Source organism: Shewanella sp. MR-4 (assembly GCF_000014685.1).
Lineage (GTDB): Bacteria > Pseudomonadota > Gammaproteobacteria > Enterobacterales > Shewanellaceae > Shewanella.
Window position 1 is genome coordinate 1,109,935 of record NC_008321.1, and the last position, 16,079, is coordinate 1,126,013.

The 16,079-nt window shown below is 47.0% G+C and carries 12 protein-coding genes; 9 read left to right on the forward strand and 3 right to left on the reverse strand.

Annotated features, from left to right (window positions below):
• The first annotated feature begins 511 nt into the window (after window positions 1-511).
• The 4 genes from SHEWMR4_RS04930 (at window position 512) to SHEWMR4_RS04945 (ending at window position 6,960) form a co-directional block, all read left to right on the forward strand.
• Complete coding sequence (locus SHEWMR4_RS04930) at window positions 512-2,677, forward strand: TonB-dependent siderophore receptor (protein WP_041408982.1); 2,166 nt, start codon at window positions 512-514, stop codon at window positions 2,675-2,677.
• A gap of 408 nt (window positions 2,678-3,085) precedes the next feature.
• Window positions 3,086-4,375 (forward strand): NCS2 family permease, encoded by a 1,290-nt coding sequence (locus tag SHEWMR4_RS04935; protein ID WP_011621743.1) that lies wholly within the window; start codon window positions 3,086-3,088, stop codon window positions 4,373-4,375.
• Window positions 4,376-4,551: 176 nt separating this feature from the next.
• Entirely contained in the window at window positions 4,552-5,670 is a 1,119-nt protein-coding gene (proB, locus tag SHEWMR4_RS04940; RefSeq protein WP_011621744.1) for a glutamate 5-kinase, read from the forward strand.
• 12 nt (window positions 5,671-5,682) lie between these two features.
• Window positions 5,683-6,960 carry a glutamate-5-semialdehyde dehydrogenase gene (locus tag SHEWMR4_RS04945; protein WP_011621745.1) on the forward strand — a complete coding sequence of 426 codons (1,278 nt, stop codon included), beginning with the start codon at window positions 5,683-5,685 and terminating at the stop codon, window positions 6,958-6,960.
• A gap of 73 nt (window positions 6,961-7,033) precedes the next feature.
• Here the strand turns inward: SHEWMR4_RS04945 and SHEWMR4_RS04950 are convergent, their stop codons facing one another.
• From SHEWMR4_RS04950 to SHEWMR4_RS04960, 3 genes are all read right to left on the reverse strand, one after another.
• The gene (locus SHEWMR4_RS04950) at window positions 7,034-7,336 is read right to left on the reverse strand and encodes a hypothetical protein (protein WP_011621746.1); all 303 of its coding nucleotides are present in this window, start codon (window positions 7,334-7,336) and stop codon (window positions 7,034-7,036) included.
• Window positions 7,337-7,460: 124 nt separating this feature from the next.
• Complete coding sequence (gene ybaK / locus SHEWMR4_RS04955) at window positions 7,461-7,937, reverse strand: Cys-tRNA(Pro) deacylase (protein ID WP_011621747.1); 477 nt, start codon at window positions 7,935-7,937, stop codon at window positions 7,461-7,463.
• A gap of 133 nt (window positions 7,938-8,070) precedes the next feature.
• Window positions 8,071-8,991, reverse strand: coding sequence for a DMT family transporter (locus SHEWMR4_RS04960; RefSeq protein WP_011621748.1), 921 nt, complete (start codon window positions 8,989-8,991; stop codon window positions 8,071-8,073).
• 286 nt (window positions 8,992-9,277) lie between these two features.
• On the opposite strand from SHEWMR4_RS04960, the gene dnaK reads away from it, so the two are divergent.
• The 5 genes from dnaK (at window position 9,278) to SHEWMR4_RS04990 (ending at window position 16,061) form a co-directional block, all read left to right on the forward strand.
• On the forward strand, window positions 9,278-11,197 hold the full coding sequence (gene dnaK, locus SHEWMR4_RS04965) for a molecular chaperone DnaK (RefSeq protein ID WP_011621749.1): 1,920 nt from the start codon (window positions 9,278-9,280) through the stop codon (window positions 11,195-11,197).
• A gap of 110 nt (window positions 11,198-11,307) precedes the next feature.
• Entirely contained in the window at window positions 11,308-12,441 is a 1,134-nt protein-coding gene (gene dnaJ / locus SHEWMR4_RS04970) for a molecular chaperone DnaJ (protein ID WP_011621750.1), read from the forward strand.
• 101 nt (window positions 12,442-12,542) lie between these two features.
• Complete coding sequence (locus SHEWMR4_RS04975) at window positions 12,543-13,430, forward strand: hypothetical protein (protein ID WP_011621751.1); 888 nt, start codon at window positions 12,543-12,545, stop codon at window positions 13,428-13,430.
• 558 nt (window positions 13,431-13,988) lie between these two features.
• Entirely contained in the window at window positions 13,989-15,344 is a 1,356-nt protein-coding gene (locus SHEWMR4_RS04985; protein ID WP_011621752.1) for a DEAD/DEAH box helicase, read from the forward strand.
• Window positions 15,345-15,467: 123 nt separating this feature from the next.
• The gene (locus SHEWMR4_RS04990) at window positions 15,468-16,061 is read left to right on the forward strand and encodes a GNAT family N-acetyltransferase (protein ID WP_011621753.1); all 594 of its coding nucleotides are present in this window, start codon (window positions 15,468-15,470) and stop codon (window positions 16,059-16,061) included.
• Window positions 16,062-16,079 lie beyond the last annotated feature (18 nt).

Here is a 16,079-nt window from a genome sequence, read left to right on the forward strand (position 1 = left end):
TTGGATTAACTCTGATGTTTTGCGTGGCGGTTTATTCGCTATGAGCTTTAAGGGCTAACTATCCCTTTAAACCTAGTTTCCATCATCCATCAACCTTTGTATCGCCTTTTTGGCGTGTTTAGACTCAAGTAGCATATCGGTGTTTTTGCATGGGTATGCCAGGTTTTTCCGCTAGCGCGGTTATGTACTTCCCCGAAAGGGACGCTTGAAATATGTCTTGCCTGCTCATTGAGCAGGCTTTTTTTTAGCTTTTTTATGGCGTTACGGCACTATGCCTCTCATTCCTTTCCATAAACGTAAAATTTTTTGCTGCCATCTCGAAATGACTGCTTTTATCAAGAGTTAATTTAATTATCTGTTTTTAAAACATAAAACTTTGTTATCAATCTATTCATCTTTTTGTACGACTTAATAATGATAAATTTGTTACATTTATCACATAAATCATAAATGCAAATCGTTCTCAATAGTGTTACCGTGTGTGCACCTTAACAAAATTTGCTAAATGACTATGCGTTTTAATCTACTTCCACTTGCTGCTGCAGTAACCCTAGCTTTGAATCCTTTGGCGCTGATGGCCGAAGAACAAACCGCTTCAACAACAGAGACACAAGATCAAAATATCGAAAAAATCACTGTGATGGGTAAATACACAGTGAGTCGTAATATTGATACCGCAACGGGGTTAGGACTCACGCTGCGGGAAACGCCACAGTCGGTCAGCATTATGACAGCGGATCGGATTGAAGATCAGGCGCTAAATACCGTGGTCGATGTGGTCAACAACACTGTGGGTTTATCATCCTCAAAAACCGATAACGTGCGTAACGGTTTTTCGGCCCGCGGTTTTACCGTGCAAAACTATCAAATTGATGGCGTGCCTTTATCTTGGAGTTTAGGTGGTGATGCAGGTGAAACGGTATCGGATGTGTCTATCTACGAGCGCGTTGAAGTCGTGCGTGGTGCTACCGGATTATTAACGGGTGCTGGCGATCCTTCGGCCTCGATTAACTTAGTGCGTAAGCATGCCGACAGTTCTGATCTTAAAGGTTATGTGGATGTCGCCACTGGAAGTTGGGATAAAAAACAAGTCACCGCGGATGTGTCTAATGGTCTGAATGAAGACGGCAGCGTGCGTGGGCGCTTGGTCGCTAAGTATGTGAATAGCGATTCTTACCAAGATCTGTATCAAGACCGCAAAACCATTCTCTATGGTGTGGTCGACAGTGATATTACGGCCAACACCTTGCTGCGCGTCGGTGGTAGCTATAACCACAACGATCCCAAAGGGGCGATGTGGGGCGCGTTGCCTGCCGTCTTTAGTGATGGTTCTGCCACTGATTGGGATACATCGGCCACCACAGCTGCCGATTGGAGCCGCTGGGAAACCAAAAACATCAACTACTTTGCGAACCTGAATCACTACTTCAGCAATGGTTGGCAGCTGGTCGCTAACTACAACCGCATGGAGTATGAGACCACCACTAAGATGATCTACATGTCGGGTATGCTCGATAAAGACACGGGGGTGGGACTCAGTGGACAGCGTTATCACAGCCATGGTGAAAGTAACTCGAATAACTTTGATGTGCAGCTAAAGGGCGACTATGACCTCTTTGGTCAAACCCATGAGTTTGTGACGGGCGCTTTGTATAGTAAGCAAAAATCCTACGCCGATACCTATGAGCCTATCCGTGACGATATGACGGGGTGGGACTCACAAGTGGTGGATAACTTCTACGAATGGCAACAAAATCAGTTTGCCGAGCCAGAATGGTCGAGCAACGCGAACCGTCAGCTCAATATGGATACCGAGCAAAAAGGCTTTTATGCGGCGACTCGCTTAACGATTACCGATGATTTTAAACTGATTGCCGGTGGACGTATCTCAAGCTGGAACCGTGAAGGCGTGAGCTATGGTACCGATACTAACTTTGGTGATGATGGGGTGTTTGTGCCCTATGTTGGCGCCTTGTACGATATCAATGACGCGCACCGTATTTACGCCAGTTATACCGGGATTTTTAACCCGCAGAATAATTTCGATGCCGATCAAAATTACCTCGACCCATTAGAAGGCAAAGCCTACGAATTAGGTCTGAAGAGTGCTTATCTTGACGATCGTCTACATACCACTGTGGCCGTGTTCCAAATTGACCAAGATAACTTGGCAACCTTAGCCGGAACGATTGTTATCGGTGGTCAACCCGTGAATTATTATGAGGCCGCACAAGGCACTAAGAGTAAGGGATTTGAGCTAGAGGTGGTGGGTGAGCCTGCCGATGGCTGGAATATCTCTGCGGGTTACTCGCAATTTAATGCCGAAGATGCAGAGGGTAAGCGGGTTGCGACTACCAGTCCGCAGAAGCAATTCAAACTGTTTACCACCTACCAATTTGTGGACTTATTGCCTGAGTTAACCATAGGTGGTGGGGTGAATTGGCAAAGCGACAGTTACTCTGAAGGCGGTGGTGTGGCAATCAAGCAGGATGCTTACTCCCTAGTGAATCTGATGGCACGCTACGATCTGGCTGAGAATATGGATCTGCAGGTTAACGTAGAGAATCTGCTGGATGAGAAATATTATGCCTATATGACAGCGTCTGGCATTGCTTACAGTGCGTATCACTACGGCGCGCCACGTAATTTTACCGTCAGCTTTAACTATCGTTTTTAAGCATTTTACCCGTTGAACTCAAAAAGCCGGCGCCCTTAAGAGCGTCGGCTTTTTGCTATCGACTTCAATCCCATTTGCGGCGCTGACGTTGCCTTATATGCCGGTATGGGATAACCATTGTGCTTTATTGTGATTATTTCGCTTTAAAAACAATGTGCTGTTAATCCTGAACGGCGTTTGAATTTTCCTGTGGTTAAGATTGGCTTGCTAAGGCCTATTTATAGTGAGCTTTAATGTAAATTAAGTGCGGTGGTTTTTTGTTCTGTTTAGCGATTTCTATCAAGAAAATCTCTATCAATTTTCTGGCCTGACCAGCACAAACTCCCTATAATCCCCTGCGAAAAACACGACTACATAGTGTTTACATTTTTGACCCTACCTACTTAAAAAGAAAAGGAACCCAGTTCCATGTTAGAAAAGCTGTTCAAACTGAAACAAAATCAAACGAGCCTCAAGCAGGAAGCGATAGCAGGTTTGACAACATTTATGACTATGGCCTACATCATTTTTGTGAATCCAATGATGTTAGCCGATGCGGGTATGGATCATGGCGCCGTGTTTGTGGCCACCTGTTTAGCGGCGGCGGTGGGATGTATTGTGATGGGTGTGATGGCGAACTACCCCATTGCACTGGCCCCTGGTATGGGACTCAATGCTTTTTTTACCTACACAGTAGTGGGTGAGATGGGTTATAGCTGGGAAACTGCACTTGGTGCTGTTTTCCTGTCGGGAATTTGCTTTTTAATCCTGTCTCTAGTGCGTATTCGCGAGTGGATTGTGAACAGCATTCCTATGTCGCTGCGTATCGGTATTGCTGCGGGTATTGGCTTATTCCTCGCGCTGATCGGTCTTAAGAGTGCTGGCATTGTGGTCGCAAGTCCTGCAACTTTAGTGACTATGGGCGATATTACCGCTTTCCCGGCGGTGATGGCCGTGTTAGGTTTCTTCCTGATCATCGCCATGGTGCAACGTGGAATGAAATCGGCGGTGATTTTAAGCATCCTTATCATTACTGGGCTTGGGTTACTCTTCGGTGATGTGCATTACAACGGTATCGTCTCTATGCCGCCTTCTGTCGCGCCGACCTTTATGGCGATGGATTTATCCCAAGTATTTGAAGTAACAATGCTATCCGTGGTGTTTGCCTTCCTATTTGTCGATCTCTTTGATACTTCGGGCACCTTAGTTGCGGTTGCGCAGCGCGGTGGTTTCCTCGATGAAAAAGGCCGTTTACCTCGCTTAAACCGTGCCTTAACCGCCGACAGTTTAGCGACGATTGCGGGCGCTGCATTCGGTACGTCAACCACCACTAGTTATATCGAAAGTACCGCTGGGGTGAGCGCGGGCGGCCGTACTGGCTTAACCGCTGTCGTTGTCGGCTTACTGTTCATCTTGGCCTTATTCTTATCACCATTAGCTGGAATGATCCCCGCCTATGCTACGGCTGGTACCTTGTTCTATGTGGCGATTCTAATGATGGCTGGACTGGTTCACGTTGAATGGGAAGACTTAACTGAGGCTGCACCTGTGGTTGTGGTGTGTATCCTGATGCCGCTGACCTTCTCAATTGCCACAGGGATTGCGCTGGGGATTATTTCCTATGCTGTCATCAAGCTGTTAACGGGCCGCTTTAGCGATTTAAATATCGGCGTGCTGGTGCTCGCTGCCATGTTTATTGCGAAATTTATTTACGGCTGATACTGAGCTAGTCGTCCATTCGCGGGCTATTTTTTGAGGGGCATCTAATCGATGGCCCTTTTTTATGCGCGATCCCAAGCAGAATTGAAAATTTCTACCAACATCCTGCCCACTAACTACCAATTGCTCTGCGGATTAGGTATAAGGATTATCCGGTTATTTTCTACATATGAATAATGAATTTAAGTGAGATAGCGTATCGCCGCGTGGTAGTGAAGTTAGGGACGAGTGTGCTGACTTCTGGCAGTAAACAGCTGGATAAAGCCCATATGGTTGAGCTTGCTCGTCAAATGGCCGCACTGATGAGATCAGGGGTCGAAGTCGTATTATGCACTTCTGGCGCAATTGCCGCCGGACGCGAACATCTCCAATACCCGGTATTGCCCGACACTATGGCTAACAAACAGTTATTAGCCGCTGTCGGGCAGAGTCAGCTTATTCTCGCTTGGGCACAACTCTTTAGTATCTATGGTTTGCATGTGGGGCAATTGCTGCTAACCCGTGCCGATCTACACGATAGAGAGCGCTATTTAAATGCCCGCGATACGCTTAATGCCTTGCTGGCAAACAATATTATCCCCATCATCAACGAAAACGATGCCGTCGCTACTAATGAGATCAAAGTGGGCGACAACGATAACTTGTCGGCGCGTGCTGCACTGCTGTGTGATGCCGACCTGTTGATTTTGTTGACGGATCAAAAGGGCTTATTCGATGCCGATCCGCGCACTAACCCGAATGCTAAGCTGATTTCTCAGGTCGAGAAAATTGATGACAGTCTGCGTCTGTTAGCGGGTGGTTCGGTGTCGGGCTTAGGTACGGGCGGAATGTCGACTAAGCTAGAAGCTGCGGATATTGCTCGCCGTGCGGGCATTGAAGTGGTGATTGCCTCGGGTCATCACCCCGATGTGATTAAAAAAGTCGTCGGCAAAGAATCTGTCGGCACGCATTTTAGTGCCATCGAAAATCCGTTAGAGAGCCGCAAACAGTGGATTTTAGCGGGACCCGCCGCTCAAGGTTCATTGGTGCTCGATGCGGGCGCGGTGAAAGCCGTGACCGAAAAAGGTCGCAGCCTGCTCTCTAAGGGGATTATTGGCGTAAAAGGTGAATTTGAACGTGGTGCAACCCTGCAATTGGTTGACCAAAAAGGCAAAATCATTGCCAGAGGCATCACCCGTTACTGTGGTGAGGCCTTAGGGGTAATTGCGGGTAAACATTCCGACGAAATCGAGTCAGTGCTCGGTTACGATTATGGTGACGCAATAGTGCACCGCAACGACATGGTCGTCTTATAAGCGAGGTCTGTTTTGAGTCAAACTAATCAAGCGCAATATTTACAACAACTGGGCAGTCAGGCTAAACAAGCCAGCTATGCCTTAGCAAATCTTAGCGCCGCACAGAAAGCGGATTTACTCGAGGCGATTGCCGAGGCCCTGACGCAGAACACTCAGGCGATTCTCGCGGCTAACGCCAAAGACGTTGCAGCCGCTAAGGCTGAAGGCTTGAATGATGCAATGATCGATAGACTCTTGCTTAACGAGTCGCGTCTAGCGGGGATTATCGGTGATATCGGTGATGTGGTGCGTCTTGCCGATCCCGTTGGCGAAGAGTTTGGCAGCCGCGTGTTGGACAATGGCTTAAGGCTCACGCGCCGCCGTGTTCCACTTGGGGTGATTGGGGTTATCTACGAGGCGCGGCCGAATGTGACGGTCGATATTGCTGTGTTGGCACTTAAAACCGGTAACGCGGTGATTTTGCGCGGCGGAAAAGAGACGCTCGAATCTAACAAACTGATTAGCGAAGTGATCCGTGGCGCAATTGCAAGCCAAGGTCTGCCAGTCGATGCGGTGCAGCTGATTGATTCTCCCGATAGAGCCTTAGTCACAGGGCTACTCAAGCTCGACCAATATGTCGATATGATAGTCCCCCGTGGCGGACAAGCCTTACAGCGCCTTTGCGCCGAGCAAGCGACGATTCCGGTGATCTTAGGCGGCATTGGGATCTGCCATCTGTATGTCGATAAACATGCCGATCTTGAGCGCGCACTCGAGGTGATTGCCAACGCAAAAGTGCAGCGCCCTACGGTATGTAATGCATTAGACACCTTGCTGGTGGATAACGCGGTTGCCGAGCGTTTTGTGCCGCAAATTGCCGAATACTTACACCGTTTAGGTGTGCGTTTTTCGGTGTGTGAACAAAGCTATGCGCTGCTCGATGGGCTGGGGTTTGATATTTCCCCGGCAACTGAGCAAAGCTTTGCGACCGAATGGTTGTCTTTGGCCTTAGGCATTAAAGTGGTGAATGACATAGATACAGCTATTGCCCATATCCGTACCTATTCCAGTGGGCACTCGGAGGCGATTCTCACCGATGATATCCATACGGCCACGCATTTTATGAACGAAGTGAATTCGGCTGCTGTGTATGTGAATGCCAGTACTCGCTTTACCGATGGCGGCCAATTTGGCTTGGGTGCCGAGGTGGCCGTAAGCACACAAAAACTCCATGCCCGCGGTCCTATGGGGCTGGAGGCGTTGACCACCTATAAGTGGTTAGCATGGGGCGATTACACCAGCCGTGCTTAGTGAATTAAGTACACTAAAAGTCACCCATTAAAAAAGCCGCAATAGCGGCTTTTTTAATGGGTAAATGGTGCGGTTAATGGATAAGCGGAGTGTAAGTGGCAATCAACCATAGACACAGAAACGCCACCGACATCACGATAGTGAATTTACGAAAGGCCCTGATATATACCAAGGTATACAGAAAATACTTTTCCTGCACTCTACGGGTGATCAATACCGAGGGGAGTAAAAAGCTGCAATAGAGCATCACCACCATGGTCGTAAAACCATTTCCCCAAAAATGTTCGTAGATAAAAAGGGCAATACAAATGATCATGGCGACCCAACTGATAGGGCTTAAGCCATCTTCTTGATTCCATTGAGTTGATTTTTCCATCTGACTATCCTTAGTCGTCTGTGTACAGTTCAATTTATAGTCGGATATGTCTCTATTTTCAAATCAATTTGGGACAAATACTGTGATGCTCTGAACATATTTTAGAAATATCTGATATTTAGCCTTAAAGCGTTTTAATATCCGCAAAAGACCCGCGGCACAATTTCGCTAAGTCATTCGCCGCAAGGCAGATTTCAAGGCCACGGCGGCCGGCACTCACATAGATTTTATCGAATTGTTGAGCCGTCGCATCGATTAGCGTTGGCAGCTGTTTTTTCTGGGCGAGGGGACTAATGCCGCCAACGAGGTAGCCTGATGATTTTTGTGCTAAATCCGCATCAGCCATTTGCAGTTTCTTCTGGCCTAAACATTTAGCGACGGCTTTTAAATTGAGTTGATGGTCAACGGGCACCAGAGCGACGGCCAGTGGTGGATGGGCTTTATCGGTCGCAACCAGTAAGGTTTTAAATACCTGCGCGGGGGCGAGCCCTAACACATTGGCGGCTTCTTCGCCGTAGGCGGCGCAGTGTGGGTCGTGGCTGTATTCTAAGATTTCAAAGGGAATTTTGGCTTTCTTTGCCATTTGTACGGCTGGTGTCATGCTCTCGTCCTCGCGCCCCAATTAGCTGCAATAACAGTCTAGGGGCAATAAAAGTCCGCCATAGTAGCCCTTTCTGCGGCATTAAAATGTTAGCTCGGGCATAAATTGCTTATGCCCGAGAGATACGCCTTATTCAGTCTGCAAGCTTGGCATTGAGCTTGGTTTTGCGCTCCAGATAGCGCGGGAATAACTGCTGCAACATCATGCCACTCAAAATAAAACCTAACCCGATATAAGTCGCGGCGGCGATAGTCTCTTGCAAAATCCAGGCAATAAAGCCAATTGACATCACTGGTGATAAAAATACTAAGGTACTGATATTGGCCGTGCGAGTCGCGGTTTTTAGTGCCATTAACCAGAGCACGAAGGTAATGCCCATCTCAAATAAGCCAACATACATGCCCGCCATTACAGCGCTCAAACTAAAGCTGGGCAGGGTATCGGTCAGTAGCAGTGTCACGGTAATAAAGGGCAAACCAATCAAAAAGCTTAATAGCAGGCTCACCACTGGGTCACCTTGATCTTTAGTGTTCACAATCCAATATAGGCACCAGAGCAAAGTGCTGGTTAATGCAAGCCCAATTCCGAGTGGACTATCGAAGCGAAAACCGCTGACATCGCCGCCGGTGGCGATAATAAATACCCCAGAGTAGGCAATCAGTGCCGCAATCATATCGCTCTTACGCAAATGTTGTTTCAGCAGTGGCGCAGCTAACAGCGGCAACAATACCGCCCAAGTGTAATTGAGTGAGAGCGCCTGCTGGGCGGGTAACAGTGAATAGGCTTTAAACAGCACCACATAATACAGAAAAGGATTAATCAGTCCCGTGACCAGATAAAATGCCGGGCGACGTAGGAGCTGCGCTTTAAGCAGCGGCAGTTTTTTCTGCCAAGCGAGAATGGCACCTAGGGCGACGATTGAGGTGAGAACCGCCACAAACACCAGCTGCAACGGGCTATAAAATCCGAGGGCAATTTTAAAGGCGGTTGCCACCGTCGACCAGAGGAATACCGCAGCCATGCCGTACACATACGCCAAATTTGAAGATTTCACACTATTACCCTATGCGCTTAAACATCACTCAATGTGCGCAGATTGAATAACAGCTATTGCTGATAAGCAAGCGGATTTTGTAGTTTTGAATATTTTATACAGTCGAGTCCTTTGAAAAGATAAATCAGAAAAATTTTTTATCGGCCCTTGTAATTAAATTCCCTGTCCCAATATAGGTGTTAAGGCAGAGAAGGTGGCCAACAATGGACTTGATAAACAATAGGTCCGGCCCCATATCAAAACCAACTTATAAATTTAGTTAGACAGAAATTTTTCGGAGGACCTCATGGGTAAAATTATTGGTATCGACTTAGGCACAACAAACTCTTGTGTAGCTGTCCTCGATGGTGGCAAAGCACGCGTATTAGAGAATGCTGAAGGCGATCGCACAACCCCGTCTATCATTGCTTATACCGATGATGAGACCATCGTGGGTCAGCCAGCAAAACGCCAAGCTGTAACTAACCCAAATAACACATTCTTCGCGATCAAGCGTTTGATCGGTCGTCGCTTCAAAGATGACGAAGTTCAACGTGACGTGAACATCATGCCATTCAAAATTATCCAAGCCGACAACGGTGATGCTTGGGTTGAATCACGTGGCAACAAAATGGCTCCACCACAAGTTTCTGCTGAAATCTTGAAAAAGATGAAGAAAACAGCAGAAGACTTCTTAGGTGAAGAAGTGACAGAAGCGGTAATTACCGTTCCTGCATACTTTAACGATTCACAACGTCAAGCCACTAAAGATGCGGGTCGCATCGCAGGTCTTGAAGTTAAACGTATTATCAACGAACCAACGGCAGCAGCACTGGCCTACGGTATCGATAAGAAGCAAGGCGACAACATCGTTGCAGTGTACGACTTAGGTGGTGGTACATTCGATATCTCTATCATCGAAATCGACAGCAACGACGGCGACCAAACCTTCGAAGTATTAGCGACTAACGGTGACACTCACTTAGGTGGTGAAGACTTTGACAACCGTTTAATCAACTACTTAGCTGACGAATTCAAGAAAGAGCAAGGCTTAGATCTGCGTAAAGATCCATTAGCAATGCAACGTCTGAAAGAAGCAGCTGAGAAGGCGAAGATTGAGCTTTCAAGCACCAACCAAACTGAAGTGAACCTGCCATACATCACTGCCGATGCAACAGGTCCTAAGCACTTAGTGGTGAAAATCACTCGTGCTAAGTTGGAGTCACTGGTTGAAGACTTAATCATTCGTACTTTAGAGCCATTAAAAGTGGCACTGGCTGACGCTGACTTATCAGTATCAGACATTAACGAAGTGATTTTAGTGGGCGGTCAAACCCGTATGCCTAAGGTTCAAGAAGCAGTGACTAACTTCTTCGGTAAAGAACCTCGTAAAGACGTAAACCCAGACGAAGCCGTAGCCGTAGGTGCTGCGATTCAAGCGGGCGTACTGTCAGGCGACGTGAAAGACGTTCTGCTGTTAGACGTAACACCACTGTCTCTGGGTATTGAAACCATGGGCAGCGTAATGACCAAGCTGATTGAGAAAAACACGACTATTCCGACTAAGGCACAGCAAGTGTTCTCAACAGCCGATGACAACCAAAGCGCAGTAACCATTCACGTACTGCAAGGTGAGCGTAAGCAAGCGAGCGCGAACAAGTCATTAGGTCAGTTCAACCTTGACGGTATTGAGCCCGCACCTCGTGGCATGCCACAAATCGAAGTGATGTTCGATATCGACGCTGACGGTATTCTGCATGTTTCTGCCACCGACAAGAAAACCGGTAAGAAACAAAACATCACCATCAAAGCTTCTTCAGGCTTAAGCGAAGAAGAAGTGGCGCAAATGGTACGTGACGCTGAAGCACACGCTGAAGAAGACAAGAAGTTTGAAGAGTTAGTGCAATCTCGCAACCAAGCTGACGGCTTAGTTCACGCAACTAAGAAACAAGTTGAAGAAGCGGGCGATGCACTGCCAGCAGACGACAAAGCTAAGATTGAAGCGGCAATGAGCGCAGTTGAAGTTGCAACTAAAGGCAACGACAAAGAAGCCATTGAAAAAGCGACTCAAGAGCTAATCGAAGCGTCTGCTAAGCTGATGGAAATTGCTCAGGCTAAAGCTCAAACTCAAGGCGGCGCACAAGAAGGTGCTGCTAAACAGTCTAACGCGACTGCCGATGACGTTGTCGATGCTGAGTTTGAAGAAGTGAAAGACGACAAGAAATAATCATTTGTCCTCAATCAAATTGATTGATTTCAAATAGTTAATTTCTAGGCGGGCGTTACGGGGAAACCCTAACGCCCGTTCGTTCAACTTAAGCTGAGAAGCATGAGATTATGTCAAAGCGAGATTATTACGAAGTATTAGGCGTTGGTCGTGACGCCAGCGAACGTGAAATTAAAAAAGCCTACAAGCGTTTGGCGATGAAGTTTCACCCCGATCGCAATCCTGGCGACAAAGCTGCCGAGGCGAGCTTCAAAGAAGTGAAAGAAGCCTACGAAATCCTGACCGATGCCAACAAAAAAGCGGCCTATGACCAATTTGGTCATGCGGGTGTGGATCCGAATCGCGGCGGCGGTGGTGGCTACGGTGGTGCGGGAGATTTCGGCGATATTTTCGGTGATGTCTTTGGCGATATTTTCGGCGGTGGACGTCGTGGCGGTCAACGCCAAGCGGCCCGCGGCTCAGATTTACGTTACAACCTAGAGTTATCACTGGAAGAAGCCGTAAAAGGCCTCACCAAAGAACTGCGTATTCCGACCTTAGCCAGCTGTGATGTATGTGACGGCAGCGGTGCGAAAAAAGGCACCTCGGCGACCACTTGTGGTACCTGTCATGGTCAAGGCCAAGTGCAAATGCGCCAAGGTTTCTTCACCGTGCAACAAGCCTGCCCAACCTGTCATGGCCGCGGCAAGATCATTAAAGATCCTTGCACTAAGTGCCATGGCGATGGCCGTGTCGAGAAGACCAAAACATTGTCAGTTAAGATCCCTGCGGGTGTCGACACTGGCGACCGTATCCGCTTAGCGGGTGAAGGTGAAGCGGGCGAATTTGGTGCGCCACCGGGCGATTTATACGTTCAGGTCACAGTACGTGAACATGCTATTTTCGTGCGTGATGGCAACAACCTCTACTGCGAAGTGCCGATTTCATTCAGCAAAGCGGCGCTCGGCGGCGAGATTGAAGTCCCAACACTGGACGGCAAAGTCAGCCTGAAGATCCCAGCTGAAACGCAAACGGGCCGCATGTTCCGTCTGCGTGGCAAAGGGGTGAAATCGGTTCGCAGCCATGCCGTTGGCGACCTGCTCTGCAAAGTCGTGATGGAAACGCCAGTCAACCTCAATGAGCGTCAGAAAGAATTACTGCGTGAGTTTGAGGCGACCTTAACCGGTGAATCAAAGAAGCACAGCCCAAAGGCTGAAGGCTTTTTCGATGGAGTGAAGAAGTTTTTCCAAGACCTAAATAGCTAATTAGGTTGGGTGGCGCAGCTGTTATGTTAGTTAGCTGCGCACTAGATAAATAAAGCCCTGTAATGGTTTACCTTACAGGGCTTTTCATTGATGATTGAATTATGTATAAAACATCTGTCGTTAAAATTCTTAAAACTCACCAAGATGAATCTTCGTTTACTCATATTATAGAAAAACATAACCACTTTTTGTGGAGTGGTAAAATACCTTTGGATGAACAGTGGAATAGCAATGCTAGATTTAATAAGTTTGGTAAATTAAGTGTTGAGTATTTTAATGATAATTTATGTGGCCTGGCTTTTAATGGTCGCAATATTAAATTCTCTATATTAGATACGATTGAGGATAGAGATCTAATAGTTTTTCATTTTATAAACCTTGTTAGGGATATTGTGGATATTCGGCTTTGTATAGATTCATTGGAGTACTGTGAGACGGCTTTTGCTGTTGGTGACTTCAATTTTTGGAGTGATATCGAATATCAGTTTGATGATAGTATTTTATGTACAAGATTTTCTAACGTCCCAGAAAGTTATGAGAGGTTTCAAACCTGTTTAGATGATTCAAATTATTTAGCGAGTTTGAGAGGCTTGCCATCATTAAATCAATATAAAGAGCTGATGGCTCATCTACCAAGGAATAAAACAACTGATTATATATCAATTGAAAAGGAGGATGGTTGTATTGACTCTGAACTAGTTATTAATGTGCTTGATTCAATTTTTAATCTATGCAAACTTAACTTTGTAATAGTTAATGGAGATGATATCTTAGCTTTTAGCAATTCAAGTTATTTTGATGTTTTTGATCTAATGACTGGAATAAATTCAATAATAAAGCCAACAAATGAATATAATGGCTATGTGACTAGATACAACTTTACAGATTGTTATATTTATGATGATAATTTTTCAGTTATCGTAAAAATATATGGAACAATGAGAATGACTATATGGGACTGGAACGTTAGAGATTATATAGTTTTTTAAGTGTAAAATTTTTACATTTATAATGCTCAAAGATTATCTAGGTTTAATCTAATTATCGCTATTTAAAAATGTGCTGCTCTCTTTCTATATTAGCTGTTAATACTGTATTCAATAGAGTTCACCTTCCCCTGCGAAGTTGTCGAAATACGCAGATAAAAATGTCGTGGCGACATCATGGATGATGGCGTAGGCTCGGGGCACATGGATGTGCCATCTGAGCCGTTAGGCGATTTTTATTGGAGTATGAGGCCACTAACTAATGCATGTAACTTCGCTAGGGGCGTCTTGGAGCATCCAAGGAGGATTGGACGAGCAGTCCTCCTTGGTCGATTCTCTAATATAAATCAGGGGGGGAAGCCCCACGACTTTGATTTTGATTTGAAAATCCAAACGAAGCTTGGACATTGAATTATTCTCAGCCGAAAGAGAGTAAACCTTTGCACGAATGCAAATAATGAAAAACAACTATCCCAAGGCTTTAGTCAAAGCCGAAACAATATTGGTATTAGCAGCCAACTCTGCGTAAACTTTCGCTCCCATGTTTTTATTGGTGTTGCGATGACCATTCCTAAGCCTTTTTCTTCCACAGAGTCTTCCCCTGAGTCGTTAACCTTTGCCGAGCTTGGCGTTAATGCGGCGTTATGTTCGGTATTGCCTGCCGCGCTCAAGCATCCGACACGGGTACAGCAATTAGCGATTCCGGCTATTCTTGCGGGACGAGATGTGTTAGCACTGTCGCAAACCGGTAGCGGTAAAACCTTGGCTTTTGGATTGCCCTTGCTACAAGCCATCCATCAACAACTTCAGCAGCAAGTGGGGTTAGCGGGGGCTGAGTCAGTGCCATCTTTGGCCAGCAATGCGCAGGCCTTGGTGCTGGTGCCGACACGGGAATTGGCGCAGCAGGTAACGACAGCGCTGCACGCGCTGGCGAGTAAGTTATCGTCTTCTTTGAAGATACAGCTCCTCTGTGGCGGCATCGCGCAGGAAGAACAATTAGCCGAACTTGCCGCTAAACCGCAGCTTGTCGTGGCAACCCCTGGGCGCTTATTGGATTTATGCACTCAGTCCCATATCAGTCTCGACTCGATAAAATATCTAGTGCTAGACGAAGCAGACCGCTTACTGGAAATGGGATTTTGGCCCGATGTGCAAAAGCTGATGGCAATGATGCTTAAGCGTAAGCAAACCTTACTGTTTTCTGCCACCTTGCCAGAGGCGTTAGATGCCTTGGCGGGTAAATTGCTGACCAACAATCCCCTACGGGTTGAGGCCAGTACACGCAATGCTATCGCCGCCGAAATCGAAGAGCGACTGTATTTCGTCAATAAGGGCAGTAAGGCGCAGGCATTGATTGCGTTACTCAAACAATATCAATGGCCGCAAGTGCTAGTGTTTATCAGTGCCCGCGATGATGCGGATGCGATAGCGAAACGACTCGTTAAGGCGGGGATAAATGCTGCTGCGCTGCACGGCGAAAAGGATCAAACCGTGCGCAGTCAAACCTTGGCCGACTTTAAAGCCAATCGCATTCAAGTGGTGGTGGCGACGGATTTAATGGCCCGAGGTATTCATGTTGATGCCTTGCCTGTGGTGATCAATTTAGATTTACCCACCAGTGCGCCTGTATATGTGCACCGTATTGGCCGCACCGCAAGGGCGGGCGCCAAAGGGCTCGCCATCTCTTTGGTGTGCCATGGTGAAATGCCAAGCTTAAGCGCGATCCGCAACTTGACGGCGCGTGAGTTACCGTTAGCATCATTGGCAGACTTTCCTGTGACCGATAAGCCGAGTGAAAGAGCTAGAGAGGATGGTGCTGAGCATAACGTTGCGCCTAAGCGTCCACCTCGGGATAAACAGGCGAATCGTCGCAGTCTTAATAAGCACAGCGTCAAGGCATTTAAAGGTAAGCGTTGAGTGTAAGCCTGCGCTGCTATCCATACTTATTGGTTGCGGCTTACCTGTTTCCAATGGGCGAACTATATAGCTAGTTTAAGGGCTTACTCACATTAGCGGTTTATTCACATTAAAGGAGCTGGCATGGCGTCGACATTGGCGATAGGTAACGCACTTCACCACATGGTAACTCACGGGTTAACCACCCAACGTTTTACGCTTCGACCATTTCAGCGAGCTGATCTCGAAGCTTTTACCGCCTATCGAGCCGAGCCTAAGGTCGCCAAATATCAAAGCTGGACGGATTACTCTTATAGCGATGCTGTCGCGTTATTCGAGAACATGGATTACGCACAATTTGGCGAGGCGGACACTTGGTTTCAATTGGCGATTGTCACTGCGGCATCGGCAGCGACGCCTGCCATCTTAGTGGGCGATGTGGCGCTGCATTTTATCGATGAACAGCAAATGGAAATCGGCTTTACGATTGCGTCTGAGTATCAAGGCCAGCAGGTTGCGTTTGAGGCCGTCAGCGCATTGCTGGGTTATCTCTTTGTGGAATTAGATAAGCATCGTGTCATTGCGATAACCGATGTAGAAAATCTTGCCTGCTGTAGATTACTCGAAAAGCTCGGCTTTCGGCGCGAAGCCCATTATGTGAAAAACACCTTCTTTAAGGGCGCATGGGGCGATGAATACCTCTATGCCATGTTAAGGGAAGAATATATTGCACCTTAACTGGCTCGAGGCTCACTA